Source organism: Dactylosporangium sp. NPDC048998, assembly GCF_043197855.1.
Taxonomy (GTDB): Bacteria; Actinomycetota; Actinomycetes; order Mycobacteriales; family Micromonosporaceae; genus Dactylosporangium.
Map to the genome: position 1 here is coordinate 130,550 of NZ_JBICTV010000020.1, position 26,615 is coordinate 157,164.

Below are 26,615 nucleotides of genomic sequence, written 5' to 3' on the forward strand. Positions count from 1 at the left end.
GCGATGGCGATGCACCCCGAGATCGCCAAGGTCCTGGCGAGCCTCCCGGCCCCGCCCGAGGGTCCGCTCGACCCAGTCGCCATGCGCGCAGCCGAGGAGGTGCAGGTGCCTCCCATGCGGGAGCGCCTGCCGCTCCACTCGGTCGAGGACGCCACGGCGCAGACTCCGACGGGCGAGATCCCCGTGCGCATCTACACGCCGGTCGACGCCGAGGCGTACGGCCTGCTGGTCTACTTTCACGGCGGCGCCTTCTTCCTCGGCAGCCTCGACACGCACGACCACGTCGCGCGCTCGCTGGCCAAGGAGACCGGGTGCAAGGTCGTCTCCGTCGGCTACCGCCGGGCGCCCGAGGCCGCCTTCCCGGCCGGCCTCCAGGACTGCCACGCGGTGGTGCGATGGGCCGCCGAGAACGGCGAGCGCCTTGCCTGGGACGGCGCCACTCTCGCCATCGCCGGTGACAGCTCGGGCGGCACCTTCGTCGCGGCCGTCGCCGCGATGGCCCACGACGAGGGATTCGATCGCATCACGCACCAGGTCCTCTTCTACCCCTCACTCGATCTCGACTTCGACGTCGATCGCTACGCCTCGCTGCGCGAGAACGCCGCCGGCTACGGCCTGGAGACGGCTGGGCTGAAGCCGTTCAACGCCTTCTACCTCGAAAGCGGCGCCGACCCCGCCGATCCGCTGGTCTCGCCGATCAAGCGGGCCGACCTCACCGGGCTGCCGCCCGCGCTGATCGTGACCGCGGAGTACGACCCGCTGCGCGATGAGGGCGAACGCTACGGCCAGCGGCTCAAGGAGGCCGGAGTCGACGCCACGGTGAGTCGCTACGCGGGCGCCGGCCACGGATTCGTGCAGCACTTCTCCTGGATCCCGGCGTACCACCGGGTCTTCGAGGAGACGGCCGCCTTGCTGCGGAGCGACTCATGACGCACGTGAACGTTCATCCCCTGGTCTCGCCGTGGGGTCGGTTCGGTCTGTACAGCTTCTTCATCGACGCCCCCGAGCCGACCATCGTCGACACCGGGATCGCCTCCTCGCCCGCCGCGGGCATGGCCCCCGCGCTCGAGGCCATCGGGTGCCGCATCGAGGACGTGCGCTGGATCCTGCTGACCCACGGTCACATCGACCACGTCGGCGGCGCCTACGCCCTGTGGGAGCTCACCGGCCGGCGCGCGCAGGTGGTCATCCACGAGGCCGACGTCGCGATGCTGCGCTCGCGCCGGGCGCACGTGGATGAGTACCTCCACGGTCGGGCGCGGTACCTGAACGACCCCGGCGGCGAGGCGAAGGTGACGGCCGCGGCCAATGCGGTCATCTCCGGCGAGATGGAGCCGACCATGCTGCTCCAGGGCGGCGAGACCCTCTCGCTCGGCGGCGACGTCACCGTCTCCGTCCGCTCGATCCCGGGCCACACGCCCGGATCGGTGGCCTATGTGATCGACGGCCAGCGCTCGGTGTTCGTCGGCGACGCCGTCCAGGTCCATGGGGCCGCCAACGGCTTCCCCGGCTATGTGGATCCGGTCGCGTACCGCGCCAGCCTGCAGTACCTGCGCGACGACATCCGTCCGCAGCACCTGTACCTCGGGCACCCGTACCGCCGCGCAGACGGCACGCCGTACGGCGTCGAGCTCGACGCCGACCAGGCCCGGGAGGCGATCCAGGGGAGCCTGGACATCGAGGCCGGTGTCAGCGACGCGGCCTGCCGCTGCCTTCAGGACGGACTGCAGGAGACGGACTCGCCGTACTCCCCGTTCGCCCCGGTCGCCGATGAGCTCGGCTACACCGGCGACCCCACGCTCGAGCCGTCGCCGTTCTTCACGTCGATGCACGGCTACCGCACGAACTTCAACCAGAACTCGTGAGAGTGGACAAGGAACTTCGCACTCATGGCTGACTTCCAGACGATCCAGGCGGGCGAGCAGACGATCGCCGTCCGCAAGGACCTGCGGGTGCCGATGCGCGACGGGGTCACCCTCGCCGTCGACGCCTACCACGGCACGCAGGACAAGCCGCGGCCGGCCCTGATCGCGATGAGCGCCTACGGCAAGGAGCTGCAGGCCCTCGCCCTCACCACGCCGCCGCAGCGTCGCCCCAGCCCGATGTGGGACGGCTGTATCGAGGCCGGTGACATCGCGCGCGTCGTCAAGGAGGACTACGTCCACGTCATCGGTGACATGCGTGGCACCGGCGACTCCGGCGGCGTGATGATCGGCAACTACAACTTCGGTGGCGTTGCCCAGGGCCAGGACCTGTACGACCTCATCGAGTGGGTCGCCGAGCAGCCGTGGTGCGACGGAAACGTCGGCATGATCGGCATCTCCTATTTCGGGTCGATGCAGGTGCTCGCCGCGGCCGAGCGGCCGCCACACCTGAAGGCGATCTTTGTCAGCGGCGGCCATTTCGACTTCTACGAGACCACCTACCACGGCGGCATCATGTGGTTCATGCCTCGGGCTGCCCGCGAGGGACGCGGTGGCGACTCCGGCATCGCGCACACCAACGTCAAGTCCCGCATGCGGGAGGTCTACTCCCCGGAGGAGCTCAAGAAACTCGTCGCCGAGCGCCTGGCGGACCCGGACGTGGCCGCGTGGCCGAACCTCGTGCACGTGCTGAAGTACCCGAAGCACCGCGAGTTCTGGTTCGACATCGTGATGAACAACCTCGACGGGGAGTGGTACGAGGAGCGCAACCCCATCACGCTGGCCGAAAACATCGACATACCGGTCTATCTGCAGATCGACCAGGGCCGCGGCTGGACCGTGGACGGCCACATCGAGCTGTTCAACGTGCTGAAGGGTCCCAAGAAGCTCGACATCGGCTCCTACCCGCCGATGCAGTCGCGCCCCTGGATCGAGGAGCACGACACGATGTTCCGCTGGTACGAGTACTGGCTCAAGGGCATCGACAACGGCATCATGGACGAGCCGGCCGTGAGCGTCTTCGTCGAGGGCTCGCGTGAGGTGGTCACCGCAGCGCAGTGGCCGCCGAAAGAGATCGAGTACAGGCCGCTGTATCTGCGCCCGCGCCACAAGCTCTCCCCGGAGCCTGAGCTGATGGGCGCCGAGCACGCCGCCCCGGACGGCTTCTACCAGGCACCGCTGACGGTGACCGACAAGGTAGCGACTGTCAGCTGGAGCACCGAGCCGTTCGAGGAGCCCACAGAGCTCATCGGCACCGGTGCGGCGCACCTGTTCGCCGAGATCGACCAGGACGACACGAACTTCATCATGCGGCTGTGGGACGTCGCCCCGAACGGAAGCCGCCAGCTGATCACCACAGGCTTCCTCAAGGCATCGCACCGCGAGTTGGACGACCGGACGACCGAGGGCAACCCGTACCACCCGCACACCCGCGCCGTGCCGGTGGAGCCCGGGAAGATCGAGGAGTACGTCCTGCGGCTCTACCCGTTCGCGGCGACGTTCAACCCCGGCCACCGCCTGGTCGTGGAGCTGTCCAACGACGAACCGCTCGCCGACGCGCACAACGCGCTGCTGCCGCCGGACGCATTCCACCTGCCGGTGGGGCGCCCCGTCACCCACAAGATCTATCGCGACGCCGCCCACCGGTCCCGGCTCGTGCTGCCGTTCACGGCGCGCACCGCGGTGGAGAGGAGGTAGCGATGTTGGTCCAGGCAGCTGCCGCGCCCGGGACGTGCGGGCGCGGCAGCCGGTTCGTGCGCGTCGTCAGCAGTCGGGGATGACCACGCCGTTGTTGTCCTTGGCCTCGTCGTTGCCCCAGCGGCTCAGGTAGTACGCCGAAACGTATTGATTGGCCGGTCCGACGTCCGGGTCGGTCTTGAGCCACCAGTGGTTGTAGCTGCTGCCACTGCCGATCTGGCGACCCCAGACCTTGCAAAAGACGTAGTTCGTACCGGCGTACAGCGTGCCGGTCACGGAGGTGCTGGTCGCCGAAGCGTAGACCGAAACGGTGTCCCACGTGTCGACCCAGTACTTGGCCGGTGGCGGCGGCGGGCTGCTCGCGCAGTCGGGGATGACCACGCCGCTGTTGTCCTTGGCCTCGTCGTTGCCCCAGCGGCTCAGGTAGTACGCCGAAACGTATTGATCAGCCGGTCCGACGTCCGGGTCGGTCTTGAGCCACCAGTGGTTGTAGCTGCTGCCACTGCCGATCTGGCGACCCCAGACCTTGCAATAGACATAGTTCGTACCGCCGTTCAGCGTGCCCGTCTGCGTGGTGCTGGTCGCGGAGGCGTACACGGCGGCATTGGCGAACGTATCGACCCAGTACTTCGTCGCCGTCGGTGGTGGTGGCGGGGTCTGCGCGCAATCCCGGATGACCACGCCGCTGTTGTCCTTGGCCTCGTCGTTGCCCCAGCGGCTCAGGTAGTACGCCGAAACGAACTGGTTCGGTGCACCCTCGTCCGGATCGGTCTTGAGCCACCAGTGGTTGTAGCTGCTGCCACTGCCGATCTGGCGACCCCAGACCTTGCAGTACACGTAGTTGGTGCCGGCGTACAGCGTGCCGGTCTGCGTCGTGCTGCTCGGCGTCTCATAGGTCGGCGCGTTCGCGAACGTGTCCACGAGTTGTGTGTTCGGGTTCGGCGTCGGCGGGGGCGGCGGCGGAGGCGTGCCGCCGCCCGGGTTGTAGAGGCGGATCGCGCCGTAGTAGTCGCCGTGGCTGGATAGCGACGCGACGCTGACGAGCGCCCCCGAGTGCGGCGCCTCGACGATGTAGCCTTGGCCGAGATACATCGCCACGTGGTGGATGTTCTGGGAGGTGCCGAAGAACACCAGGTCACCGGGGAGTAGCGGGGCCGTCCCGTCGGACTTCCCCCACCGCCGGACCGCCCGCGACGAGTAGTACTGGTCCTGTGCGGTGGTCCGGCCGAGGACGTCGGAGCCGACCGCCAGGTAATACGCGTACCTCGTCAGACCGGAGCAGTCCAGGCCGTAGACGTGGCAGTCGTTCGGCGCGCCGACGTCCGCGCGGCAGGCGCCGTAGGACAGTCCAGGTGTCGCCCCGTGGCCGCCACCCCAGGAGTACGGCACGCCGATCTGCTGGCAGGCCTTGGTCACCGCGGTCATCGCCTGTGACGCGGCGCCGGACACCTTCGCGTTGCAGGTCGGCGCGGCGCTGGCCGGGCCGGGTTTCGCGGCGATCGCGAACGTGCCGGTCACCACTACCAGCAGTGCCAGCACCGCGCCGGTCCGCGCGAGTCGCTTGAGCATCGACATTCTTTCGTCCACCTCAGTAGCGGCCGGTGCAGCCGAGCCGGCTGCCGGGGGTGGTCGCCCAGGCCAGTTGCAGGCAGGCACGGATCTCCACGCTGTGGTCCTGGACCATCCGTGACCACTCGTCGTTGCCGGTGAAGTACTCCCACTCAGCGACCGCGGTGTAGCCGCCGATGCCGTCGTACCGCTCGAACACGACCTTGTCCTGGTTGCTCGCGCCGTAGAGGCGGGCCCAGACCATCTCGCAGTTGTTGCTGTACCGCAGCTGCAGCGTGCGGCCGTAACCGGCGTACGTGGACACCGTCACGGCGTCGGTCCCGCACGGGTTCGACGACGGGTAGGTCTGCGGGTTCTGGCCCACGCAGCTACTGCCGCAGTACCACTTCGCCGCGGCCGCGGGTGAGGCGCCGGACAGCAGCGTCGCGAGTACCGCGAGCACCGCGAGCGACACTCCCACGGCGGCGGATCTCACGGATTTGATCGGAACGGACATCAGCGCCACCCATCTGGACGAGTTGGAAACGTGACGCCGGAGATCTTCGTCGGGCGCGCGACTAATCGGTACCTGTGACCTCACAGGGACAGCCGCGATCCGCGCGCGTTATCTCACGTACCGACGGCTTAAGTGTCCGAAGTGGACGGTTAGTCAGCGCGTAGTGTTGCTACCTACGCAACCCTGGAGCCTCACAGGATCCCGCCACCGGCGGAGCGCGACACAATCAACACGCCGAAGCAGTCGAAGCGTCCGCCGCGACCACCGCCATCAGCTGTCCAGCATCGGTCGATCCAACGAACGCCACGAACACGAGTTCGGTGTTCACGGTGCCCGTGGGCAGCGGCAAGACGATGTATCTGTGGTCGGGTTATGTCGGCGGCATCCAGTACGCCTGGACGAAATTCGACTCCTCGGCAAGTGGGAACCAGATCTGGCTCGACTACTCGACCGACGGCGGGGCGAACTGGCCTCAGTGTGATCTGCGGACACTGGACAGTGGACGAAACTATGGAACGGCGTTTAGGGCCAGCTCCGACACAAAGGTGAAGATGCGGGCAGGGTCGAGGCCGAAGGGCGGCGCTTCACAAACCAGCAACTGGTGGTCCGACAAAACGACGCAAAACATCGACATGAAGGCGGCCCTTCCAAGATCTACTTCGTAGAGGTCCCACGTCGACGATGAGTGTCGACCTGCACCTCAACGCTCAGCGTGCGCGGTGAGGCCCCTGCTGCGACTACCTCCACGAGGGCGTCGGGGTACTCGCAGTCCGTGCCCCAAGGCTGGAATTCGCATGCCCTGATCAGCTATCTTCGATGCTCCGGTGCCGCGCCGGGGTAATCGAATGCGGGTGAAACGGGGGCAAGGTTGGGCACACTACTGGTGCACGTTCCGGCCATCGGTCAACGGGCGGCCTGTTCGCTGCAGTTGCCGGCGGGAGAGACCGCCAGGTTCGGTCGGGGCGTCGATGACTGTCCGGTGAGCATCGTCGTGTCGGATCCGGCCGTGCCACGAGTGGCCGGCGAAATCCTGGCCACCGACACCTACTGGCACTTGAGCAATCTCAGTGCCGAGCAGAGCCTGCTGGTGGAAAACCCGGAGGGTGCGGGCGAATACATTCGCATCGCGCCGCGGCGGTTGTCCGCGCCTGTTCCGTTCGAATTCAGCCGGGTGGTGCTGGCGACCCGCGCAGGCAGCGTGAGTTTTCAGGTGTACGCGCCCAGCCACAGCTACCTCGACACGAACGCGCTGCCGTCACGCCCGGGCGCGGGCACCGTCAGCCCGTTCTCGCTCAACGAAGAGGCGACATACTTCCTCGTGCTCGTGGCGCTGTGTGAGCCGCGACTGCGCGATCTGTCCTGTGTCGCCGTTCCCACCACGCCGCAGGTGGTGGAGCGTCTGCGCCAACACCCGAAGCACCGGGAGGTGAGCGCGTCTGGGGTCGGCTTCCACATTGACTACCTCGCCGATACCAAGCTCCGGGTCAAATCGCCGTCACAGCATGGCCGGCTGGACTGGAAGCGCGAGACGCTGGTCTCGGTCGCCATACGGTTCGGCCTCGTCGAGGAACGGCACCTCGCGCTGCTCCCGCCGCACCCCCGAATGAAGGCGCCGGTCGTGCAGGGCGTGACGCGATGACCGCGCCGGAAACCGGCATGGGTTGGGCTGTACGCGTGCCGGTCGGCTACCGCGTCGGAGCGTGGGAGGTGACGGCGCCGATCGCCACCGGCAACTTCGGCAGCGTGTACGCCGCGCGGCGGTTCGACGGTGAGGCCCACGCCGCCGATGTTGCGTTGAAGTTCATGGCAACCGGCCCGTCAGGGCTGCGCCGCTTCCGCGAAATACAGGAGCTGGCGCAGCGCGAGGTCGCCTTCAGCAAGAGTGTGGCCCACGAGCGCCTCATTACGGTCCACCACTCGCTTGTGGTCGAGGATCCCGACACCGAGTTCGACGGCGCCGTCGTGCTCGTCATGGAGCGTGCGGAGAAGAGCCTCCAGGATCTGCTCGATGAGGCTGCATCGCGACTGCCGCTGCCCGACGCGGCCCGGCTGACCGCGCAGATCTGCGAAGGGCTGGAATACCTGCACTCCTCGGGTTGGGTGCACGGTGACCTCAAGCCGTCCAACATCCTGCTCACGGCCGACGGCTCGGTGCGGCTGGCCGACTTCGGTCTCGTCACGCAGCTCGACGGCACCCATGGATACGGCCTGCCGCTGGGATCGACGGACTACTCGCCGCCGGAGCGGTGGGACGACCAGTTGGGTGAGCGTGGTGTCCGGGTGCGGACGAGCGCCGACGTGTGGGCGCTGGGCATCACCGCGTACCAGCTTGTCACCGGTGGCTCGTTCCCCTTTGCCGGGGGCACCGCCGGTACGCGCGCCGCGGCCGCCCAGGAGTTCGCCGCGGGTCGGACACCGCTCCGGCTGCAGAGTGACCTGAACGAAGACTGGCGCGAGTTCATCGTCCGGTGCCTCACCCCGGACCACGTCAACCGGCCATCTGCTCGCGAATTGCTCGACCGTGCCAGACGGCTCGCGGATGAGGCGCGACCGCCGCGGACGTGGGACTCGCGGCGGGTCCGATCGCTGGTCTACGTGCTCGCCCCGCTCGCCGCGACGGCAGGCGTCTGGTGGACGGTCGCCGATCACGGCACGCCCGCTCAGGCCGATACGACCGTGCAGCTGCGTGTGTACAACGCCGAGGTGTCCTGCCGCGACGACCCAGCGTACAGCTGCAGCCTGGGGCTGGCGCTCGATCCGCACCAGCCTTACGACGCCGATAACGTGTCCAAGCATCGTGTGCGACACGGGGACCGGCTCGCCGCCAGCTGCGTCGTTTATGACGCCACCAGAGTGTCGGACGAATACGGTGTCGGCTCCAACACCTGGTACCGGGTGGCCGTGGACGTCGAGCCCAGCGGGTACGCGTGGCTTCCCGCGGTGCGCACCCGGGACGACGCCAGCAAATTGACGGTCTGTCCCTCATGAGGCCCGGCCGTCGGCTCACAGCGACGGCCCGGTTTGTTGCTGCCTGACGTTCGGCGATCGACGTCAGGGTGTCGCCGGGCGCGCCGGTATCAACGTGCTCCGCACACCACCACAGGCGCCGAGAGCAAACGCCTTCGCGGAAAGTCCCTGAACTGGGAAAACATCCGCCAGAGTCGTGGACATACGCATCCGGCGGCCCTGCATGCCATCCTCGCACAATCTGCCGACCGCATGTGCCTGACTACTGATGAAGTAGTCGGACAGCGCGATGGTCACCCCGGGGCCGCAGCCAACCCGGAGGATCGGTCGTCCGGCCGACCTACCGAAGCCCCGGGTGAGGTGCCCGCGGCGTCGCCGGTCCGCGGGTGTGAAGCGGTTCGGCAGCGACAGGCTGGCACGTAGTGAGAACGTGGCCCGAACGAGCGAAGCACGATGAACCTGGATGTTTGGTGTCGTCCTGAGTGGAGAGGCAGGGGTCGTCTCCGGGGGAGCCATGAACTGTGCGGACATGTGGCCCGTGCTCGAGGCGGCCACCATGACTCCGCGAAAGGACACCGTCCCCTTGCCCGCTCGGTTTTCAATCCGCAATCGACGACAGGCATCTGCCGCGCTCATCGCCGTGCTGCTGGCACTCGGGATCGTATTTACCGTGGCAGTTGCCAGATACCTTACGCAGACGACCTCGCATACCCAGCCGCATACATGGGCGACCCCCGCGGCGGCGCCGGAGCAGGCCAGGCCGACGTTCGACCCGAGCGTCGGCGCGCCGCTGCCGAAGAACCGGATCGTGGCGTTCTACGCGGTGCCGGGCGCGGCGGCGACCGGGCCGGCCTACCAGCTCAGCCCGGCGATGCTCACCCGGCTGAAAGACCAGGCCGCGCAATATCAAGCCCTCGACCCCCAGCACCCCGTCGTCGCCGGGATCGACCTGGTGGTCAGCGTGCCCGACGGATACCGCGGGTCTGCCGGCACCTACAGCCACCACGTCGACAACGCGACCATCGACAGCTACGTCGATTTCTGCCGTACCAACGGGCTGGTGTTGTTCCTGGACCTCAACTTCGGCTGGACGGATCCGCTCACCGAGCTCAACGCCTTCCGCGAGTACCTCAAGCTGCCCTTTGTGCACGTCGCGGTCGACCCGGAGTGGATGTTCCCCCGGCGCAACGGCATTCCCGGCACAAACCTGGCGAACGTCCGCGCGTCCGACCTCAACCCGCTCATTGAGGCGGTCGCCGCGATGCCGGAGGAGTACAAGGTGCCACGCAAGATGTTCCTCATCCACCAGTACCGCCCCGACGGCGACGGCCTCGCCGATCCGTACGATCCCAGCAAGGCGCTGATCGCCGACAAGCGCAACCTCGTCAACGACGACCGGGTCGACGTCATTGTCCACGTCGACTCCGTCGGCGGCTGGCCCGGCGACATCGAGCTCAAGGTACAGCAGTACTCCGCCTGGGTCGGCCAAAGCATGCAGCAGTACGGCAACTTCAAGTACGGCGGATTCAAGATCTTCTACCAGCTGGAGTCGAAGCACAGGCTGATGACCCCACAGGAAGTGATGGCCCTGCAACCTCAGCCGATGGTCATCACGTACGGCAACTGACCGCTACCGGCGGCGGGCAGCGCGGCGGCGGAAGTAGACGTACACGAGGACGTTGAACAACAACGCCAGACTCATCGCCAGGCCGGCGGCGGTCCGCACGGTCACCGACTGCAGCGCGGCGAACGTCATCGCGCCGAGCAGGATGCTGAACAGGTTCAGGAAGGTGAAGGCCAGCACCGTAGCGCGCCGGAACAGCCGCACCAGGTGGTACGTGGACAGGATCCGCTCGGATTGGCGCTCCAGGGTGGTGAGGCTCAGCGTGGGGTCCTCGGGACGGATCAGCTCCAGCTCGCGACCTAGCCGGGCGTCGTACAGCACCGCGGCGCTCCAGCAGACCTGGTGTACGCCGGCCAGCCGTAGCAGCAGGTCGACGGCGGGGTCGGCGAACGATTCGGTCACCACGGAGCAGTGCCGGCCAATCCGGATGATCGACGCCGGGTACTCCTGCACCGGGCAGTCCAGCCCGTCGGTCGCGCTGGAGAAGTCAGCCCAGCGCGGCCGCCTTGCGCAGCAGCACTGAGCGTTCGTGCTGGTTGGCGCACAGCCGGGCCGCCAGCTCCAGCTCGGCGCGCGCCTCCGCTCGCCGACCGAGGCGGGCCAGCAGCTCACCGCGTACGGTCGGAACCAAATGTGAACCGGGGAGCCGGTCCAAGGCGATCAGTTCGTCCACTATGGCCAGGGCTTGTGCCGGACCCGAGGCCATGGCCACGGCGACGGCCCGGTTGAGCTCGACCACCGGCGAGGGCGCGACCCGGCCGAGCGCCTCGTAGAGCACCACGATCCGGTCCCAGTCGGTCGCCTCCACCGACGGCGCCGACGCGTGGGCGGCGGCGATCGCAGCCTGCAGGCCGTAGGGGCCGAGCCCGCGGGCCGATGCCTTGGCCAGCGCGGCCAGCCCGCGGCGGATCGCCGAGAAGTCCCACCGCCGCCGGTCCTGGTCTGCCAGCAGGATCGGCGAACCGTCCGGGCCGGTCCGGGCCGGGAAGCGCGCGGCCGTCAGCTCGCACAGCGCGAGCAAACCGTGCACCTCCGGTTCGTCCGGCTGTAGCGCGGCCAGCGTGCGGGCCAGCCGGATCGCCTCGTACGCGACGCCGGGGCGTAGCAGCCGGTCGCCCGACGTGGCCGTCGACCCCTCGGTGAAGATCACGTAGACGACGCTGAGCACGCCGCCCAGCCGTTCCCGGCGCTCATCGGCCGGCGGCAGTTCGAACGGCACCCCGGCCGCCGCGATCGTCTTCTTCGCCCGGGTGATGCGGGCCTGCACGGTCGGCACGGGTACCAGGAACGCGCGGGCGATCTGTTCGGTGGACAGGCCGCCGACCACGCGCAGGGTCAGCGCCACCCGGGCCTCGGGGGAGAGCACCGGGTGGCAGCTGACGAACATCAGCGCCAGGATGTCGTCGTCGATCCGGTCGGGGTCGATGTCCTCGTCGACCACCGGGTCAGCCGCCAGCAGGGCGTATCGGTCCTGCAGGGCGGTCCGGCGGCGGATCGCGTCGATCGCCCGCCGCCGGGCCGTGGCCATCAGCCAGCCGGCCGGATTGGCCGGAGAGGTGAGCGGCCACGACACCAGCGCCTCGGCCACCGCCTCCTGGGCGGCATCCTCGGCCAGCCCGAAATCGCCGGTGAACCGGGTCAGCGCGGCGACGATCCGCGCCGACTCGATCCGCCAGACGGCCTCGACGTCGGCCGTACCCATCAGATCCGGCCGGTGCTCTCGCTCCCGGCCCGTTCCTCGACGGACCCCGCGGTGTCCTGCGGCATCTCGTCGTCCCCGGCCACCCGTCGGATCTCGATCTTGGACCCGGTGACCGCCGGGACCCGCTTGGCCCACTCGACCGCCTCCTGCTTCGAGGCGACATCGAGCAGGAAGTAGCCCCCGAACAGTTCCTTGGTCTCTCCGTACGGCCCGTCCGTGACCACCGGGGCTTCGCCGCTGAAGTCGACCACGACGCCCTGGCCCGCATCGTCCAGCCCTTCGGCCGCGACGAACACGCCGGCCTTGACCAGCTCCTCGATGTAGTGGTACGTCTTGGCCGCCGACTCTTCGAACCCGGCCATCAGGGCCGCGTTCGACTCATCGGTGCCCCGCATGATCAGCATGTACTTCGGCATCGTGTTCTCCTCGTCCGGCGGGACCGCCTCTCGGCCCTCGCACTCGCACCCACACGTCGAACGAGCGGCCCGCGGATCGACACGGCCCCGGAGAATCTCTCGCCGCGACGCAGCCGAATCCGTCCGACCCGCGTTGCGCCCGTCAGACCTGGCCCTGAGCGATGGCTGACGCGGACGCCATGCTGATCCGAAAGCTTATCGTCGCAGCTTTGGAAGGCGGCGACGCTCACACGGATCTGCCGGATGCGACGCCCCATGCCGCTGGCGCCGCGGTCAGATGGCCGACCCGCGGCGCCGATACTCGAGCATCTCATCGAAGTCCATGAACCGGCATTCGCCGGTGTCGAGGTCGACCACGATCGGCAGGTTGCCGGCCAGTTCGGCGTCCAGGATGCCGTGGTCGAGCAGATCGACCCCCGGGCAGGGGTGCCGCGCGGTGCCAACGTCCACAGAGGATTCCCCAGGGACGACGCCCTGGGCGGCCACTTCGCGGTGCTGCGGTCCGGTGACGGCGCTGCCGCGGGGTGGCATGCTGGTTCGATGTCAGGCCCGGTCACCGCCGACGGCAGACCCGTCGGCCTCTACGAAGCGCTCCCGCCGACCGGAGTGCCGAAGTTCATCCACAGCAACATCCCGCCCGGCGCGGCGATCCTGGACCTCGGCGGCACCGGTGGCCTTGTCGCGCATCGGCTGATCGAGCTGGGCCATCCGGTGGTCGTCGTCGACGACTCCACAGAGATGCTGGCCCAGGTGCGCGTCGCCCGGACCGTCCAAGCCGACATCGAGACGCTGGACCTCGGCGAGGATTTCCCGGTAGTACTGGTGGTGAGCCCCGGCATCAACACGGCGGACGATCGGCAGCGGGCCGCGCTGCTCGCCGCGTGCCGGCGCCATGTCAGCCCAACCGGTCAGGTCATCGCGCGGTGGCTACCGCCGTGGTGGTTCGACACGGCGGTCTCGTGGACGGGCCAAAACCCGCCGGACGCGACCGCGTTCGAGGTGCTGTCCTTCGACGGCACAGTAATGCAAGGCCGCATATCGTACCGGCTGAAGAAGGGGCCGAACTGGGAGCACGAGGTCGCTTGGCGGCGGCTCAGCCCGGACGAGCTGGACGCCGCGCTGGCGGACGCGGGACTGCGCTTCAATCGACACCTGAGACGCGGGCGGCAGCTCTTTTCAGCCGTGCCGATCGACGTCCAACCCACTTGACGCGTAGGTTTCCGGCTTCCGTTAGCCGGTGTCCGAGGCGTGTGTGAGATCGGCACCGATCCTGATGAACGCGAAGTACACCGGCCGGCTCGGGCTAACGAGCCCGATGGTTACCTTCTCGGCTCGTACCGCATCGCCACCGCCCCCGAGGCGAGCTCCAGCCGGCTCACGAGCTCCAAGTCGACATACTTCGATAGCCCCGCGAACAATGTCGGCCCGTGGCCCGCAAGCCTGGGATGCACCACGAACTCGTACTCATCGATCAAGCCCAGATTCAGCTCGGCGTCCAGTCGCGTCCGAGCTGCGCGGCCCGCGACTCCAGATAGCGCTGCTCGGGCCGGCTGAGCGTGAGCCGCGCCGCCAGCCGGTAATGCTCCCGCGCCCCGGCCCGGTCGCCGGTCAGCTCCAGCAGATGGGCCCGCACCGCCGCGGTCCGGTGGTGCCGGGCCAGCACCGGATCCTCGGCGATCTGGTCCAGAGCGGCGAGCCCGGCTTCCGGGCCGTCGACCATGGCACGCGCCACGATCCGGTTCAGCGTGACCATCGGGCTCGGGGCGAGTGCGTGCAGCATCCCGTACAGGGCGAGGATCTGCGGCCAATCGGTGTCCTCGGCGCGCGCCGCCTCGTCGTGCACCGCCGCGATCGCGGCCTGCAGCTGGAACGGGCCGATCGGGGCCCGCGCCAGCGTGTGGGTGATGATCGCGACGCCTTCGGCGATCGCGGCCGCGTCCCAGCGGCGCCGGTCCTGCTCGGCGAGTGGGACCAGGGTGCCGTCCGGCCCGGTACGCGAGGGCCGACGCGCGTCGGTGAGCAGCATCAACGCGAGCAGCCCGGCCACCTCGCCGTCGTCCGGCAGGCGCCGGTGCAGCTGCCGGGTCAGCCGGATCGCCTCCCGGGTCAGCTCCACCCGGTTCAAGGCGTCGCCGGAGCTGGCCGTGTAGCCCTCGTTGAAGATCAGGTAGAGCACGTGGCGGACCGCGGTGAGACGCTCGCCGAGCTCGCCCGGCGCGGGCATCTCGAACCGGGTGCCGGTGTCGCGGATCCGCTGCTTGGCCCGGCTGATCCGCTGGCCAACGGTGGCCTCCGGCAGCAGCAGCGCCCGGGCGATCTCCGCGGTGGTGAGCCCGCCGACCGCCCGCAGGGTGAGCGTGACCTGCGCCGGCACGCTCAGCGCGGGATGGCAGCAGAGCAGCAGCAACGCCAGCTCGTCGTCGCCACGGACCTGCGGCGCGGGCTCGTGGCGGACCGCCTCCTCGCGGCGGCGGCGGGCCGTCTCGTTGCGCAGCAGCTCCACCCGCCGGCGGCTCGCCACGGTGATCAGCCAGTTCCGCGGCTGCTGCGGGACGCCGGTCTCCGGCCACTGCCGGGCGGCCGCGATCAGCGCCTCCTGCACCGCGTCCTCGCAGGCCTCGAAGTCGCCGTAGCGGCGCACCACGGCGGCCAGGACCTGCGGCGCGCACTCGCGCAGCAGGTCCGGCAGCCCGGTCACAGCTCCCATGTGCTCATATCGAGGATCGGGCGCACCTCGACCCGGGTGTACGCGGCGTCCGGCGCTTTCGCGGCCCAGGCGACCGCCTCGTCGAGATCCGCGACGTCGATCAGGTAGAAGCCGGCCAGATGCTCCTTGACCTCGGCGTACGGGCCGTCGGAGGTGATCGTCCTACCGTCACGCACCGAGACCTGGGTGGCCAGGGCCGGATCGCCCAGCCCTTCGCTGACCACCAGCACGCCGGCCTCGCGCATCTCCTCGGTCAGCCGCAGGTGACCGACGCCGAAATCGGCCCGCTGCTGATCGGTCAGCGTCTCCCAGACGGCCAGCGACTGCGGGTTCGACTGGATCAGGATCAGGTATTTCACGGCTTCTCTCCTTCTCTCTTGCCCGGGATGTCGAAACCGGCCGGCCTGGCTTCGACATCCCGGGCAAGAGAGAAAGGTAGGACCTGTCATGGACGAGATCCGGGAAGCCATCGAGGGCAAGGCCGCGCTGCTGCAGCAAGGTGACGCCAAGGCCATCATGTCGTACTACGCGCCCAGCTACGTCGAGTACACCCTCGCCCCGCCGCTGCGCCAGCCCGGCGACGGCCGGAACCCGGCCGCGCTGGAGGCCTGGATGGCCACCTTCGTCGCGCCGCCGCGCCGCGAGGTCACCCAGCTGGAGATCACCACGGACGGCGACGTGGCGTTCGCGACCAGCCTCGACTGCCTGACCGCCGTGCCTCGCGGCTCGACCGAGCCCTTCAGCCTGTGGTTCCGGGTGACGCTGGGCCTGCGCCGCATCGACGGGCGCTGGCTGGTGACGCACGAGCACGAGTCGGTGCCGTTCGAGATGGACGGCTCGTTCCGCGCCTCGACCGGGCTGACCCCCACCGACTGAGATGATCAGGAGCGCTGGGCCCGCCGCCGACGCCCCTCGGCGGCGGCCCCAGCCGGAGGCTCGGCGAGGTCGTGGACCGCGATGCCGAGACCGCAGTTTGGCGGTGGTGTGAAGCACGCATTGAGCCTACATTTATCAATGTCGATGCTAGGTCTCCATCTGCACGGGAGTACCCATGAGAGTAATGACCAAGGTCGCTGTGGCGATGACGCTGCTGGCGACCGTGATCTCCGCTACCGCACAGGCGGCGGTCGCGCGCACCACGGCCGCGTCCCAGACGATCTGCTTCAACACCCCACCGCCGACCGGCTGGATGATCACGGCCTACTACGACTCGAACACGTGCGGCACTCCGGGCAGCGTTGTCTACAACGCGAAGTCGATCGTGGACGTGCAGGGCACGCCGGCGGGCGGCCGGGTGAACGCGTGCCAGATGCCGCCGCCCAGCGGCTTCTACGCGACCTCGTGGTCGTACTCCTTCTCGTGCGAGGCCAGCAAGACCCCCAACCGGCTGTTCAACAACCTGCAGGTCGTCACGAACCTGAACGGACTGCCGTCGGGTACCAGTATGGTCATTTGCGGCATCCAGGACGCCCCGGCGGGCTGGGTGCTGGTTGCCGTGGTCTCGGCGTACCAATGCATCTACGTGAACGGCGGCGGTCTGGGACAGAACGCCGTATCGATCCGCAAGAGCTGAACCGGCGCAGCCGATTCGGTTGCTGTGCAGGTGGCACCGGCGTGGCGGGCCAGCCAGGCCCGCACCGCCGGGGTCCTGCGGGTGCAGCGCGCGGTGCCGGTCGCCGCTACAGGAGGAACGCTTCCTCGGCCGTGGGGTCGCCCAACGCCGTGGTCCGCTCCATCGGCATCGCCCGCGCCGCCCCGTCCCGGAGACAAAATGCCGGCCGATGCCTATCGGCGGGGCACGCTACGCACGCGGAAGCGCGAAGTCGACGGTGATGTGGAGGCCGCCGCCGGGGCGTGGGCCGGCGGTCAGAGGGGCGCGGTGCGCGTGGGCGATCGCGGCGATGATGGCCAGACCGATGCCGTGCCCGTCGCTCTGATCGGTGCGGTCCGCCCCGAGGCGCTGGAAGGGCTGCAAGAGGCGGCCGATCTCGGCAGCGGGGATTGCAGGCCCGGTGTTGCTGACGGTGAGGCGGCCGGAAGGAGCCGTGGCGATCTCGACGATGCCGCCGGGCACGTTGTGCCGCAGTGCGTTGTCGACCAGGTTCGTGACCAGGCTTGCGGCCAGGCGCGGATCGCCGGTCACCGTGACCGGGGCGAGCGCTGTGCGCACGCCGATGCCGCGCCGCGAGGCCTCCGCGCGGTGGTCCAGGACGACCCTCCGGGTGAGGTCGGCGAGGTCGAACCGCTCCCAGTGCGAGATCCCCTGATGGCCGCTCGCGAGGGTGAGCAGCGCGTCGATCAGGTGCTCCTGCTGCTCGCCCAGGGCGAGCAGCTCGTCGCAGGCGGATCGCAGTGTCTTGGCCGAGGCGTCGGGGTCGGCGAGGGTCAGCTGGAGGAGGGTCCGCTGGACGGTCAGTGGCGTGCGCAGCTCGTGGGAGGCGTTCGCGATGAACTGGCGCTGCGCTGTGAAGGACTCGTGCAGGCGCTGGCGCAGGGCGTCGAAGGTGGCGGCGAGCTCGGTGAACTCGCGGTAGGCGGCGGGGACCGCCAGGCGGTGGTCCAGCGTGTCCGCGGACATGGTGCGGGCGGACAGGGTCATCGCGTGGAGAGGGCGCAGTGCCCGGCTGGCGATCCACCAGCCGAGGGCGACCGAGACCGCGGCGAGGACGACGAGGGCGACGGCGGAGTACCGCAACAGCTCGAAAAGGTTGGTGGTGGTCTCGGCGGCGGCGGGCTCACCGGGTGCCGGCCTGTGCGTGGTCTGGCCGATGCTGAGCAACGGCAGGTCCACGATGGCGAGCAGCACCACGCTGCAGGCGAAAGCTAGGCCAGCGTGGAGGAGCGCGAGCCGGGTGCGCAGGCGGGGGCGGGTCACGGCTCGCCGATCCGGTAGCCGCCCTCGCGGACGGTGTGGATGGCCGGAGGCTGGCCGAGCTTGGCGCGCAGGCGGCCGATCGTGGTCTTCACCGTCGTGGTGAACGGGTCGGTCGCGTCGTCCCAGACGCGTTCGAGGAGCTCCTCGGTCGACACGACGCGGCCGGCCGCCGCGAGCAGGTACTCCAGGACCGCGAACTCCTTCGGGCTCAGGTCCAGCCGGCGGCCGGCGCGCGAGGCGACGCGGCGGTTGGGGTCCACGGTCAGGTCGCCGTTGTCCAGGACCGGGGGCAGCGGCGGGGTGCTGCGGCGCGCCAGCGCCCGCACGCGCGCGACCAGCTCGGCGAAGTCGAACGGCTTCGGCAGGTAGTCGTCGGCGCCGAGGCCCAGGCCCTCGACGCGGTCACGGACGGTGCCGGCGGCGGTGAGCATCAGGACGCGGGCGCCCGAACCGCCGGCCACGATCCGGCGGCACACCTCGTCGCCGTGCACGCCGGGCAGGTCCCGGTCCAGGACCACGACGTCGTAGCGGGTCGCGGACAGCTGCTCCAGCGCGGCGTGGCCGTCAAGGGCCGTGTCCACGGCCATCGCCTCGCGGCGCAGGCCCGACGTGACCAGCGCGTTCAGCGTGCGGTGATCCTCGACGACCAGCACCCTCATGGGGTCAACGATGCCAGGCGCCGGGTGACAGGCCGGTCACAGCGTCGCGTACCGGGCTGTCACCGGCTCCGGCGTACAAACCCTTGGCATGACTGATGCCACGATCGAGGTCGCGGGGCTGCGGAAACGGTACGGGTCCACGACCGCGCTGGACGGGATGACGTTCACGGCCGAACCGGGGCGGGTGACCGGGTTCGTCGGGCCCAACGGCGCCGGCAAGTCCACCACCATGCGGATCATCCTCGGGCTGCACGCCGCCGACGCGGGGCGCGCGCTGGTCGGCGGGCGGCCGTACCGGTCGCTGCGCCGCCCGATGCGGCACCTGGGCGCGCTGCTGGACGCCTCCGCGCTGCACCCGGCGCGGACCGGGCGCAACCACCTGCTGTGGCTCGCGCAGTCGCAGGGCCTCGACGGCCGCCGCGTCGACGAGGTCCTCGAGCGCGTCGGGCTGGCCTCGGCCGGCCGCCGCCCGGCTGGCGGGTACTCCCTCGGCATGCGGCAGCGGCTCGGTCTCGCCGCCGCGCTGCTGGCCAACCCGCCGGCGATCATGCTTGACGAGCCGTTCAACGGGATGGACCCCGAGGGCATCGTGTGGCTGCGCGGCTTCCTGCGCGCCCTCGCCGGACAGCAACGGGCCGTGCTGGTGTCCAGCCACCTGATGAGCGAGCTGCAGGGCATGGCCGACCACGTGGTGGTGGTCGGGCGCGGCCGGGTCATCGCCGACACGAGCGTCGCCGGCCTGATCGCGGCTGCGTCCGGTGACCGGGTGCGGGTGCGCACGAGCGCGCCGCAGCCGGCCGCGGCGGCGCTGACCGCCGCGGGCGCGCAGGTGACCCGCGCGGGCGAGGACGTGCTCGACATCAGCAATCTCACCGCCGAGCGGATCGTCGCGGTGCTCACCACCGGCGGGCTGCCGTTCTCTGAGCTCGCGCCGCACCGTGCCACCCTCGAGGAGGCGTACCTCGACCTGACCCGCGACGCCGTCGAGTACCGCGCCGCCGCGGACGGAGCGGCGCGGTGAACCGGCGCCTGCTGCGGGCGGAATGGACGAAGTTCCGATCGGTACCCGCCTGGGTGCGCGCCGGCGCCGCCGCGGCCCTGATGATCCTGGTGTTCCCCGTCCTCGGCATGGGCGGCGCAGGGGGCGGCGAATCGACGCAGGTCCCGATCGGGCCGGACGGCGTGGCGGTCAGCGACGGGTACTACTTCGTGCACCGCCCCCTGTCCGGCGACGGCCGGATCACCGTCCAGGTCGCCTCGCTGACCTCCGCGCGTGCACCGCAAGCCGGGGCCGTGCCGTGGGCGAAGGCCGGGCTCATCGTCACCGCCGGCCCGGACCTCGGCTCCCGCTACGCCGCGGTCATGGTCACCGGCGGGCACGGCGTGCGGATGCAGCACGACTACCTCCACGACCGCGCCGGGCAGCCGGCCGCGGCGCGCTGGCTGCGGCTGACCCGCTCCGGCGACACGATCACCGGCGAGGCCTCGGCCGACGGTGCGACCTGGAGCGAGATCGACACCGTCCGGCTGCCCGGGCTCCCCGCGACCGTCCGGGCCGGCCTGTTCGTGGCCTGCCCGCCGCGCGTGGACGGCATCGGCACGGCCGTGGACGCGGCCACCGCCGAGTTCGGCGAGCCGGAGCTGTCCGGCGGCTGGCCCGCCGAGACCTGGACCGGCGACCAGATCGGCGCGCACACCGCCACCTTCGCCGGCTACCCGCGCGGCGTCACCGGCGGGTTCGCGCCGGCCGGCGACGGGTTCACCGTGACCGGTGCCGGCGACCTCGCCCCCGCCACGCGCGGCGACCTGCCCGTCGGCGCCGCGCCGAGCGACCTGCTCTACGGGACGTTCCCGGCGCTGATCGTGATCGTCGTCGTGGCCACCCTGATGATGACGACCGAGTACCGGTACCAGATGATCCGCACCACGCTCAGCGCCGGCACGGGCCGCATCCGCGTGCTCGCCGCCAAGGCCGTCGTGATCGCCGGCGTCACGTTCGCCACCACCCTGGCCGCCGCCGCGGTCGCGGTGCCGCTGTGGACGCGGCTCGTCCGCGGCCTCGGCATCTACGTGTTCCCGGCACCGCCCGGCGACCTGCTGCGCGCCGAGGCCGGCACCGCCGCGCTGCTCGCCGTCGTCGCCGTGCTCGCCCTGGCCGTCGGCACCATCCTGCGGCGCAGCGCCACCGCGGTCACCGCCGTCGTCGCCGTCACCGTGCTGCCCTACTTCCTGGCGCTCATCCCGTTCATGCCGCCGCCCATGGCACGGTGGCTGACCGAGGTCACCCCCGTCGCCGCGCTGGCAATGCAACAAACCCTCATCCGGTACCCCCAGGTCGACACGATCTACACCCCCGCCAACGGCTACTACCCACTGCCGCCGTGGGCCGGAATGGCGGTGCTGTGCGGCTACACCACTCTCGCCCTCGCGGTCGCCGCCGTCCTGCTGCGCCGGAGGGACGCGTGAGCGGTCCGGAGCGAAGCGGAGGAGCCGCGAACCATGTGAACAGCTTTGGCTCGCGCCGTCGCCGGAGCGAAGCGGAGGTGGCGGCGTGAGCACCGCATGGAACGCGATACGCGCGGAATGGACGAAACTGCGCACCGCTCCCGGCCCCGCGTGGCTGCTTTTGATCACCGCGGCCGTCACCGTGGCGCTGGGCGCCGCGATATCCGCCGCAGCCGACTGCGCGCGGGACGGCTGCGGGGCCGACGCCACCCGGCTCGCCCTCAGCGGCGTGTACCTGGGGCAGGCCCCCGTCGCGGTGCTGGCCGTCCTCGCCGTCAGCGGCGAGTACAGCACGACATTGATCCGCACCACCGTGACCGCGATCCCGAACCGCGCGGTGGTGCTGGCCGCCAAGGCGCTGGTGCTCGCCGTCACGGTCGCCGCGGCAGCGAGCCTCACCCAGCTCGCCTCTGTGCTGGTCGCCGGCACCCTCCTGCCGCGCCTCTCGCTCGCCGACGGCCCCGTCCTGCGCGCCACCGCCGGCTCGGTCGCCTACCTGGTGCTGATCGCGCTCCTCAGCCTCGGCACCGCCGCCGCCGTGCGCGACTCCGGCGTCGCGATCGGCACAGTGCTCGGCCTGCTGTACCTCCCGCCGATCCTCGCCCAAATGGTGACCGACCCGCAATGGCATCGGCTGTTCGAACGTATCGCCCCGATGACCGCCGGTAAGGGCGTGCTCGTCGCCTGGGCGTGCGGGACACTGCTGATCGGCGCGCTCCTGCTGAGGTTTCGCGACGTATAAGAAATGCATGTACTCCATAGCACCGCGGCGCCAGGGGGTCGCTTCGCGCCCTGCTCAGCGACCGGCAGCGCATCTTCCGCCGGCCGTACAACTACGACGAGCCGCCCGGCCCGGACGGCACCGCCGACGCCGGGCTCATCTTCGCCGCCTATCAGCGCGACATCGCTCGGCAGTTCCTGCCCATCCAGCGCAACCTCGCCGAGGCCGACCTGCTCAACGAATGGATCACCCCGATCGGCTCCGCGGTGTTCGCCGTTGCGCCGGGCTGCCAGCCCGGCGGCTGGATCGGCCAGGGCCTGCTCGGATGAGCGAGAGGCCTGGCCGCGGACGCGATCCTTCGGGACCTGAACTGCGCGGACGTGGTGGCCGTCACCCGCGGGGTCCTCGGCCGCGGTGGCGACGAGGCGTGCCTGGCGCCGCACCGCTGACATGGCGGATGTCTCAGCCGCGTGGGGAGGATCCCTTGCCTGCGGGGTTGGCCAGTACCGTCGGCGAACTGTGCTCGATCCTCGACCGGAAGGTGGTTGTGTGACCGGAACGCCGTCGCGGCAACAGGCCGCTGGCGCTGGGCTGCGCGGTGCGGATGCCGTCGGCGATGGGCGGTTGCGGCCGTGGGATCGGCGTGACTGGTGGCGCACCGTGGGCCTGCTGGGTGTCATCGCCGTGCTGCATGTGCTGGCCTGGGGTGTGCTGCTGCTCGCGGTGGTGCCGCAGCGGTACCAGGTGGGCAGCACGGTGTTCGGGCTCGGCCTCGGGGTGACCGCGTACGTGCTGGGGGTGCGGCACGCCTTCGACGTGGACCACATCGCCGCGATCGACAACACCACCCGCAAGCTGATGGTGGACGGGCGGCGGCCGGTGTCGGCCGGGTTCTGGTTCGCCCTCGGGCACAGCACCGTGGTCGTCGTGCTGGCGACCCTGATCGCCGTGGGTGCGCGCACGGCCAGCAATGCCCTGCTCGACGACGGGTCCCGGCTGCATCAGACCCTGGGCGTGGTCGGCACGAGCGTGTCGGGACTGTTCCTGTACCTCATCGGTGCGCTCAACCTGGTGGCGCTGGCCGGGGTCGTGCGGCTGTTCGCCCGGGTTCGGCGAGGCGAGGTCGACGCCGCGAGCCTGGACACCGGGCTGGCGGCGCGGGGCGTGCTGAGCCGGCTGGTGCGGCGGCTGACCCGCTCGATCACCCGACCGGGTCAGATGTTTCCGATCGGGCTGCTGTTCGGCCTGGGGTTCGACACCGCCACCGAGGTCACCCTGCTGGTGCTGGCCGGGTCGGGCGCGGCGTCCGGGCTGCCGTGGTACGCGGTACTCGTGCTGCCGTTGCTGTTCGCCGCCGGGATGAGCCTGTTCGACACCCTGGACGGGGCGTTCATGGCCGTGGCGTACCGGTGGGCGTTCGCCAAGCCGATCCGCAAGGTGTACTACAACCTGGCCATCACCGGCCTGTCCGTCGCCGTCGCGCTCGTCATCGGCACGATCGAGCTGGTCACGGTACTGCACGACAAGCTCCGCCTCGCCGACCCGGTCACCGGCTGGATCGCCTCCCTCGACCTGGGCAACGTCGGCTTCGTCATCGTCGGTCTGTTTGTCGTGGTGTGGGCGGCTGCGGTCGGCTACTGGCACCTGGCCAAGGTCGAAGACCGCTGGGCGGTCCCATCCCGGGAGCCGAGCTGAGCCGACGGTCGCGCCGCCCGGGCCGGCGAGCCGTGTTCCCAGGCAGGGACGGCCGCCGGAGGGCACGAGGTGCCACGGCGGGCGGTGGCGCCAGTAGACGTACGGATGTGCAGGTGATGGGCCCGCCAGAGGCCGTCGGCGAAGGCCAGCGCGGCGCCGACGTTGACCGCGGTGAAACTGCGCGCGGAGGGCCGCGCCGGCGGACCGGCAAGTGCGGTGACCGTGCCGATGGCGGTGGCCACCTGCGCCAGCACGATGGCGTCCCGGTCGACGTGCCGCGCTTCCGCCACGGCCTCGACGAGCAGGACGGCCGTCGCGAGCTCGGAGCCGATCAACACGTGCGCACCCCACGGCGGCGGTGAGCCCTCCGTGTGTACGCCGAGCCCACAGTCCGCGGTACCCAGTGCCGGCCGATCGCCCGAGAGCAGCATGACCGCCCCGCCGGCGGCCTGGATCTCGCGTACCACCCCGACCAGTCCGTGGCGACGGTCCACGACGGCGTCGGTGTAGTCGGCTCGCGGTCGCCGCTCATCCGTGGCGAGCACGACCTTGAGTCCGGCGCGGCGGGCCGCGGCGACGACGGTGTCATGGTCGGGTGCCGTGGCCGCCTCGGCCACCAAGACGGCTTCCAGCCGCCTCCGCCGGGCCAGGCCCAGCACCACTCCGGCGCCGGCCTTGGCCAACCGGCGCTGCTGCCGGACCCCGGTGCGTCCGCGCAGCTCAAGCTGATCGACCGGGCCCATCGTCCACTCGCCGGCCCGCCGTACCGCCCAAGGGTTCTCCGGGCCGAACAATGCGAAGCCGTGCTCGGCCACCTCGCCGGCGTCCACACCCGCCAGTGGGACCAGGCCGGTCAGCGCCCAGTGACCACCGCGCAGCACCGTGTCGTCCAGCACCAGTGTGTCGAGCCGGTCCAGACGGCGCAGCACCGCCCGATCCATCACGAGTGCGCCGCTGCGAGACAGTACCTGGCCCAGGTGCGACGCGAACGCCGCGCGACCCGCCTCGGTCGCCTTGGGCAGTGTGGCGAGCCCGACGGCCGCCGCGCGCCGAAGACCGACCAGTGGTACAGCTGCCGGCACCGCGGCGGCGCCGGCGGCGAGTATCCGGCGCTGGTAGCGCTCCACCGGGCCGTCCGGCAAGGGGCGCGGACGCTCGACCACCATCGGATCAGCCCCGGCATCCTCGGGACCACGGATGAGCCGTGGCTCCGCCGCGCGCCACGCCTGCTGATCGGCGCGGGCCTCCTGCCACCGGCCGATGCGTTCGGCGAAATCCACCACCAAGCCCGACCCGCCGGCCGCGAGGGCATGCGCCAAACCGGCGGCCATGGACAGCAGCGATTCGGCCCGGTCGTGCCCGTGCAGCCGCCTGGCGGCCAAGTCACGCAACCGTGGATGTAGCTCAACGGCGGACACGAGGCCCGCCAACTCGGTCGGCAGCGGCGCCCATGGTGCCACCCTGATAAGGCCGGCCAGCCCGAACGCGACCGCGTCGACCACCAGGTTCGCCAGCGCACCGGTACGTCGCGGGCTCTCGGCAGGGTGGTGCAGCTCCTCCTCGGCGACCTCCTCGTCCAGGCTCGTCGGGGCGGACTCGGCCTGCGCCACCAGGGCCACCACCTCCCGGCGCGGCGGTGGCGGATCGGTCAGCGCGACCACGACCCGGCAGGCCGGCGCGTTCACCCTCGCCCACACCACTCCCGGATGCCGCTCCAGGGCGCGCTCCACCCGCCGGGCCACGCGTGCGCCGTTGGCGCCGTGTACGCCGTGCGTCTCGATGTGCAGGCGGCCTGCGCACGCCCACACATCACGGCCCCCACCCGTGAGCCGGGCCGCTACCGCGGTGGCCAAGCCGATCGCGCCGGAGACGGCAGTGGGCGCATGCCGGTCCACCAGCACCATGACGCTCCTGTCTCTTCGACCCATGCGCGGAATTGTTGTTCCCGCATCCGCCGCCACTATGCCGCCGGACCGGCGCGGGTACCTCGGACGCACCGCGGCCTCGACTTCGTCCAGGGTGGGCCGGACGTACCGCCGCCGACGTCGTTGTTGCAACCCCTTGGCAAATGCAGGAGACTCCTATCAGGTGAGGCTGGTTCGGTGCCGCCCGATGGGGATGTTGTGTGCGCCGCGCTGGGCGGCCTCACCGACGAGACGCCGTGGTCGGCTCTGAGTGGGCCTTGGGGCCGGCTTGGCGTGGCGGCGCCCAGCGCGATGGTCCTCAACCTCTTTGGGCGCCGCCACCTTTGCCGATTCTGCACCAGCGGGCGCACTGCCGGCCCGGTGAGGCGCATCGGGCTCGGCTTCGCCTCGCGGCGGGGTCAGGACGGCGGTGCGGGGAGGACCTGTTCCACGAGGATGTTGAGCTCCTGGACGAGCTCGTCCACGGTCTGGCCGGTTTGGGAGCGGACGAGGCCGAGGGCGAGTTCGGCAAGCAGGCAGAACGCCCGGGTCTGTTCGGTCGGGCCGGTGAAGGCGGTGAGGAGGGCCTCGGCGCCGTCGAGGTCACCGCGGTGGCGTGCGGCGATGACCCCGGTGGCGCGCTGGACCGCCTCGGCCGTGCGGGCCGGGGACGGCGGGCCGTCCTGCAAGTGCTGACCGCTGGCCGCCAACCTGATCCACCAGCGCGCCACGGGCGTCGGTGAGGTCGGCGCGGCGGGGCACCGGCCCCGCCAGGCCAGGCCGACCACGACGTCCGGCAGGTAGTCGCCGGAACCGTCCACGGGGTCCCCGGCAAACGCCGAGCTGCACCGGCGGCGCGATGGTCAGGCGCGTTCGGCCTCGGCCTGCGGACGTCCGGGAACTTTCCGGCGTGTGGCAGCGACTACCCGTCGGCCATCTCGCTGAGCTCAATCAGACAGATCTGGAAGGATCATCGATGCGTCGTACCGTCCTCCTTCGTGCCGGCGTCGCCGTGCTCGCCGCCGCGGCGGCCGCTCTCGCGCTGCCCGGCCCGGTGTCCGCGCACGTCACGGTCAGCTCCGCCTCGGCCGTGCAGGGCGGCTACAGCAAGGTCACCTTCCGGGTGCCGAACGAGAAGGACAACGCCAGCACCGT

Annotated in this window: 26 protein-coding genes and 1 pseudogene; 16 read left to right on the forward strand and 11 right to left on the reverse strand. The window is 70.5% G+C overall.

From position 1 onward, the window contains the following. The first annotated feature begins 3 nt into the window (after positions 1 to 3). The 3 genes from ACGFI8_RS33085 to ACGFI8_RS33095 are packed head-to-tail and all read left to right on the forward strand — an operon-like array spanning position 4 to position 3,620. Positions 4 to 930 (forward strand): alpha/beta hydrolase, encoded by a 927-nt coding sequence (locus ACGFI8_RS33085; RefSeq protein WP_392810750.1) that lies wholly within the window; start codon positions 4 to 6, stop codon positions 928 to 930. After that, a complete protein-coding gene (locus ACGFI8_RS33090; protein WP_392810751.1) occupies positions 927 to 1,865 on the forward strand; it encodes an MBL fold metallo-hydrolase in 939 nt (312 codons plus the stop codon). The genes ACGFI8_RS33085 and ACGFI8_RS33090 overlap by 4 nt, the downstream gene beginning before the upstream one ends. A 24-nt stretch (positions 1,866 to 1,889) precedes the next feature. Then, the gene (locus tag ACGFI8_RS33095; protein WP_392810753.1) at positions 1,890 to 3,620 is read left to right on the forward strand and encodes a CocE/NonD family hydrolase; all 1,731 of its coding nucleotides are present in this window, start codon (positions 1,890 to 1,892) and stop codon (positions 3,618 to 3,620) included. Positions 3,621 to 3,686: 66 nt separating this feature from the next. Here the strand turns inward: ACGFI8_RS33095 and ACGFI8_RS33100 are convergent, their stop codons facing one another. Together ACGFI8_RS33100 and ACGFI8_RS33105 are read right to left on the reverse strand one after the other, a co-directional pair. Continuing rightward, on the reverse strand, positions 3,687 to 5,189 hold the full coding sequence (locus ACGFI8_RS33100; protein ID WP_392810754.1) for a C40 family peptidase: 1,503 nt from the start codon (positions 5,187 to 5,189) through the stop codon (positions 3,687 to 3,689). A 19-nt stretch (positions 5,190 to 5,208) separates the two neighbouring features. Then, positions 5,209 to 5,664, reverse strand: a complete 456-nt coding sequence (locus tag ACGFI8_RS33105; protein ID WP_392810755.1) for a DUF2690 domain-containing protein — start codon at positions 5,662 to 5,664, stop codon at positions 5,209 to 5,211. A 341-nt stretch (positions 5,665 to 6,005) separates the two neighbouring features. On the opposite strand from ACGFI8_RS33105, the gene ACGFI8_RS33110 reads away from it, so the two are divergent. The 4 genes from ACGFI8_RS33110 (at position 6,006) to ACGFI8_RS33125 (ending at position 10,279) form a co-directional block, all read left to right on the forward strand. Beyond that, positions 6,006 to 6,350, forward strand: a complete 345-nt coding sequence (locus ACGFI8_RS33110) for a hypothetical protein (RefSeq protein ID WP_392810756.1) — start codon at positions 6,006 to 6,008, stop codon at positions 6,348 to 6,350. 314 nt (positions 6,351 to 6,664) lie between these two features. After that, entirely contained in the window at positions 6,665 to 7,324 is a 660-nt protein-coding gene (locus ACGFI8_RS33115) for a hypothetical protein (protein ID WP_392810757.1), read from the forward strand. Beyond that, complete coding sequence (locus tag ACGFI8_RS33120; RefSeq protein ID WP_392810758.1) at positions 7,321 to 8,673, forward strand: serine/threonine-protein kinase; 1,353 nt, start codon at positions 7,321 to 7,323, stop codon at positions 8,671 to 8,673. Before ACGFI8_RS33115 ends, ACGFI8_RS33120 begins: the two co-directional genes overlap by 4 nt. 649 nt (positions 8,674 to 9,322) lie before the next feature. Next, entirely contained in the window at positions 9,323 to 10,279 is a 957-nt protein-coding gene (locus ACGFI8_RS33125; RefSeq protein WP_392810759.1) for a hypothetical protein, read from the forward strand. A gap of 3 nt (positions 10,280 to 10,282) precedes the next feature. Here ACGFI8_RS33125 and ACGFI8_RS33130 read toward each other — a convergent pair whose 3' ends face one another. Genes ACGFI8_RS33130 through ACGFI8_RS33140 form a run of 3 tightly spaced genes read right to left on the reverse strand, consistent with a single transcriptional unit; the run spans position 10,283 to position 12,394 of the window. Next, positions 10,283 to 10,729: a hypothetical protein gene (locus tag ACGFI8_RS33130; RefSeq protein WP_392810760.1), complete on the reverse strand. Its 447-nt coding sequence runs from the start codon at positions 10,727 to 10,729 to the stop codon at positions 10,283 to 10,285. 34 nt (positions 10,730 to 10,763) lie between these two features. Beyond that, positions 10,764 to 11,978: an RNA polymerase sigma factor gene (locus tag ACGFI8_RS33135; RefSeq protein ID WP_392810761.1), complete on the reverse strand. Its 1,215-nt coding sequence runs from the start codon at positions 11,976 to 11,978 to the stop codon at positions 10,764 to 10,766. Beyond that, positions 11,978 to 12,394 carry a YciI family protein gene (locus tag ACGFI8_RS33140; RefSeq protein ID WP_392810762.1) on the reverse strand — a complete coding sequence of 139 codons (417 nt, stop codon included), beginning with the start codon at positions 12,392 to 12,394 and terminating at the stop codon, positions 11,978 to 11,980. The genes ACGFI8_RS33135 and ACGFI8_RS33140 overlap by 1 nt, the downstream gene beginning before the upstream one ends. A 255-nt stretch (positions 12,395 to 12,649) precedes the next feature. Here ACGFI8_RS33140 and ACGFI8_RS33145 point away from each other — a divergent pair, with 255 nt between their 5' ends. Then, positions 12,650 to 13,603, forward strand: a complete 954-nt coding sequence (locus ACGFI8_RS33145; protein WP_392810763.1) for a class I SAM-dependent methyltransferase — start codon at positions 12,650 to 12,652, stop codon at positions 13,601 to 13,603. A gap of 274 nt (positions 13,604 to 13,877) precedes the next feature. On the opposite strand, the gene ACGFI8_RS33150 is transcribed toward ACGFI8_RS33145, so the two are convergent. Both ACGFI8_RS33150 and ACGFI8_RS33155 read right to left on the reverse strand, forming a co-directional pair. Continuing rightward, a complete protein-coding gene (locus ACGFI8_RS33150; protein WP_392810764.1) occupies positions 13,878 to 15,101 on the reverse strand; it encodes an RNA polymerase sigma factor in 1,224 nt (407 codons plus the stop codon). Next, positions 15,089 to 15,460, reverse strand: coding sequence for a YciI family protein (locus ACGFI8_RS33155; protein WP_392810765.1), 372 nt, complete (start codon positions 15,458 to 15,460; stop codon positions 15,089 to 15,091). The genes ACGFI8_RS33150 and ACGFI8_RS33155 overlap by 13 nt, the downstream gene beginning before the upstream one ends. Before the next feature lie 88 nt (positions 15,461 to 15,548). On the opposite strand from ACGFI8_RS33155, the gene ACGFI8_RS33160 reads away from it, so the two are divergent. Together ACGFI8_RS33160 and ACGFI8_RS33165 are read left to right on the forward strand one after the other, a co-directional pair. Beyond that, positions 15,549 to 15,977: a YybH family protein gene (locus tag ACGFI8_RS33160; protein WP_392810766.1), complete on the forward strand. Its 429-nt coding sequence runs from the start codon at positions 15,549 to 15,551 to the stop codon at positions 15,975 to 15,977. A 184-nt stretch (positions 15,978 to 16,161) separates the two neighbouring features. Continuing rightward, positions 16,162 to 16,674, forward strand: a complete 513-nt coding sequence (locus ACGFI8_RS33165; protein ID WP_392810767.1) for a hypothetical protein — start codon at positions 16,162 to 16,164, stop codon at positions 16,672 to 16,674. Positions 16,675 to 16,902: 228 nt separating this feature from the next. On the opposite strand, the gene ACGFI8_RS33170 is transcribed toward ACGFI8_RS33165, so the two are convergent. Beyond that, positions 16,903 to 17,976 carry a sensor histidine kinase gene (locus ACGFI8_RS33170; protein ID WP_392810768.1) on the reverse strand — a complete coding sequence of 358 codons (1,074 nt, stop codon included), beginning with the start codon at positions 17,974 to 17,976 and terminating at the stop codon, positions 16,903 to 16,905. Then, positions 17,973 to 18,635 (reverse strand): response regulator transcription factor, encoded by a 663-nt coding sequence (locus tag ACGFI8_RS33175; protein ID WP_392810769.1) that lies wholly within the window; start codon positions 18,633 to 18,635, stop codon positions 17,973 to 17,975. Before ACGFI8_RS33175 ends, ACGFI8_RS33170 begins: the two co-directional genes overlap by 4 nt. A gap of 88 nt (positions 18,636 to 18,723) precedes the next feature. Here ACGFI8_RS33175 and ACGFI8_RS33180 point away from each other — a divergent pair, with 88 nt between their 5' ends. The 5 genes and pseudogenes from ACGFI8_RS33180 to ACGFI8_RS33200 all read left to right on the forward strand — a co-directional run bounded on the left by ACGFI8_RS33180 (position 18,724) and on the right by ACGFI8_RS33200 (position 23,556). Next, the gene (locus ACGFI8_RS33180) at positions 18,724 to 19,656 is read left to right on the forward strand and encodes an ATP-binding cassette domain-containing protein (RefSeq protein WP_392810770.1); all 933 of its coding nucleotides are present in this window, start codon (positions 18,724 to 18,726) and stop codon (positions 19,654 to 19,656) included. Beyond that, a complete protein-coding gene (locus ACGFI8_RS33185) occupies positions 19,653 to 21,101 on the forward strand; it encodes a hypothetical protein (RefSeq protein ID WP_392810771.1) in 1,449 nt (482 codons plus the stop codon). Before ACGFI8_RS33180 ends, ACGFI8_RS33185 begins: the two co-directional genes overlap by 4 nt. Positions 21,102 to 21,186: 85 nt before the next feature. Beyond that, entirely contained in the window at positions 21,187 to 21,882 is a 696-nt protein-coding gene (locus tag ACGFI8_RS33190) for an ABC transporter permease (protein ID WP_392810772.1), read from the forward strand. 59 nt (positions 21,883 to 21,941) lie between these two features. Beyond that, positions 21,942 to 22,190, forward strand: a pseudogene (locus ACGFI8_RS33195) (Dyp-type peroxidase); the annotation flags it as partial. Positions 22,191 to 22,410: 220 nt separating this feature from the next. Beyond that, positions 22,411 to 23,556: a HoxN/HupN/NixA family nickel/cobalt transporter gene (locus tag ACGFI8_RS33200; protein WP_392810773.1), complete on the forward strand. Its 1,146-nt coding sequence runs from the start codon at positions 22,411 to 22,413 to the stop codon at positions 23,554 to 23,556. Here the strand turns inward: ACGFI8_RS33200 and ACGFI8_RS33205 are convergent. Continuing rightward, positions 23,496 to 25,484, reverse strand: coding sequence for a hypothetical protein (locus tag ACGFI8_RS33205; RefSeq protein WP_392810774.1), 1,989 nt, complete (start codon positions 25,482 to 25,484; stop codon positions 23,496 to 23,498). The genes ACGFI8_RS33200 and ACGFI8_RS33205 overlap by 61 nt on opposite strands. A 395-nt stretch (positions 25,485 to 25,879) precedes the next feature. Next, positions 25,880 to 26,281: a hypothetical protein gene (locus ACGFI8_RS33210; RefSeq protein ID WP_392810775.1), complete on the reverse strand. Its 402-nt coding sequence runs from the start codon at positions 26,279 to 26,281 to the stop codon at positions 25,880 to 25,882. 155 nt (positions 26,282 to 26,436) lie between these two features. Between ACGFI8_RS33210 and ACGFI8_RS33215 the strand changes: the two genes are divergently transcribed. Continuing rightward, a partial coding sequence (locus ACGFI8_RS33215; RefSeq protein WP_392810779.1) for a DUF1775 domain-containing protein occupies positions 26,437 to 26,615 on the forward strand: 179 nt, incomplete at its 3' end.

Coding starts and splice junctions, on each gene's coding strand:
- ACGFI8_RS33205 (WP_392810774.1), bottom strand. CDS start 25,484: ATGGGTCGAAGAGACAGGAGCGTCATGGTGCTGGTGGACCGGCATGCG.
- ACGFI8_RS33180 (WP_392810770.1), top strand. CDS start 18,724: ATGACTGATGCCACGATCGAGGTCGCGGGGCTGCGGAAACGGTACGGG.
- ACGFI8_RS33150 (WP_392810764.1), bottom strand. CDS start 15,101: ATGGGAGCTGTGACCGGGCTGCCGGACCTGCTGCGCGAGTGCGCGCCG.
- ACGFI8_RS33145 (WP_392810763.1), top strand. CDS start 12,650: ATGCCGCTGGCGCCGCGGTCAGATGGCCGACCCGCGGCGCCGATACTC.
- ACGFI8_RS33090 (WP_392810751.1), top strand. CDS start 927: ATGACGCACGTGAACGTTCATCCCCTGGTCTCGCCGTGGGGTCGGTTC.
- ACGFI8_RS33085 (WP_392810750.1), top strand. CDS start 4: ATGGCGATGCACCCCGAGATCGCCAAGGTCCTGGCGAGCCTCCCGGCC.
- ACGFI8_RS33175 (WP_392810769.1), bottom strand. CDS start 18,635: ATGAGGGTGCTGGTCGTCGAGGATCACCGCACGCTGAACGCGCTGGTC.
- ACGFI8_RS33160 (WP_392810766.1), top strand. CDS start 15,549: ATGGACGAGATCCGGGAAGCCATCGAGGGCAAGGCCGCGCTGCTGCAG.
- ACGFI8_RS33120 (WP_392810758.1), top strand. CDS start 7,321: ATGACCGCGCCGGAAACCGGCATGGGTTGGGCTGTACGCGTGCCGGTC.
- ACGFI8_RS33140 (WP_392810762.1), bottom strand. CDS start 12,394: ATGCCGAAGTACATGCTGATCATGCGGGGCACCGATGAGTCGAACGCG.
- ACGFI8_RS33135 (WP_392810761.1), bottom strand. CDS start 11,978: ATGGGTACGGCCGACGTCGAGGCCGTCTGGCGGATCGAGTCGGCGCGG.
- ACGFI8_RS33100 (WP_392810754.1), bottom strand. CDS start 5,189: ATGCTCAAGCGACTCGCGCGGACCGGCGCGGTGCTGGCACTGCTGGTA.
- ACGFI8_RS33165 (WP_392810767.1), top strand. CDS start 16,162: ATGACCAAGGTCGCTGTGGCGATGACGCTGCTGGCGACCGTGATCTCC.
- ACGFI8_RS33095 (WP_392810753.1), top strand. CDS start 1,890: ATGGCTGACTTCCAGACGATCCAGGCGGGCGAGCAGACGATCGCCGTC.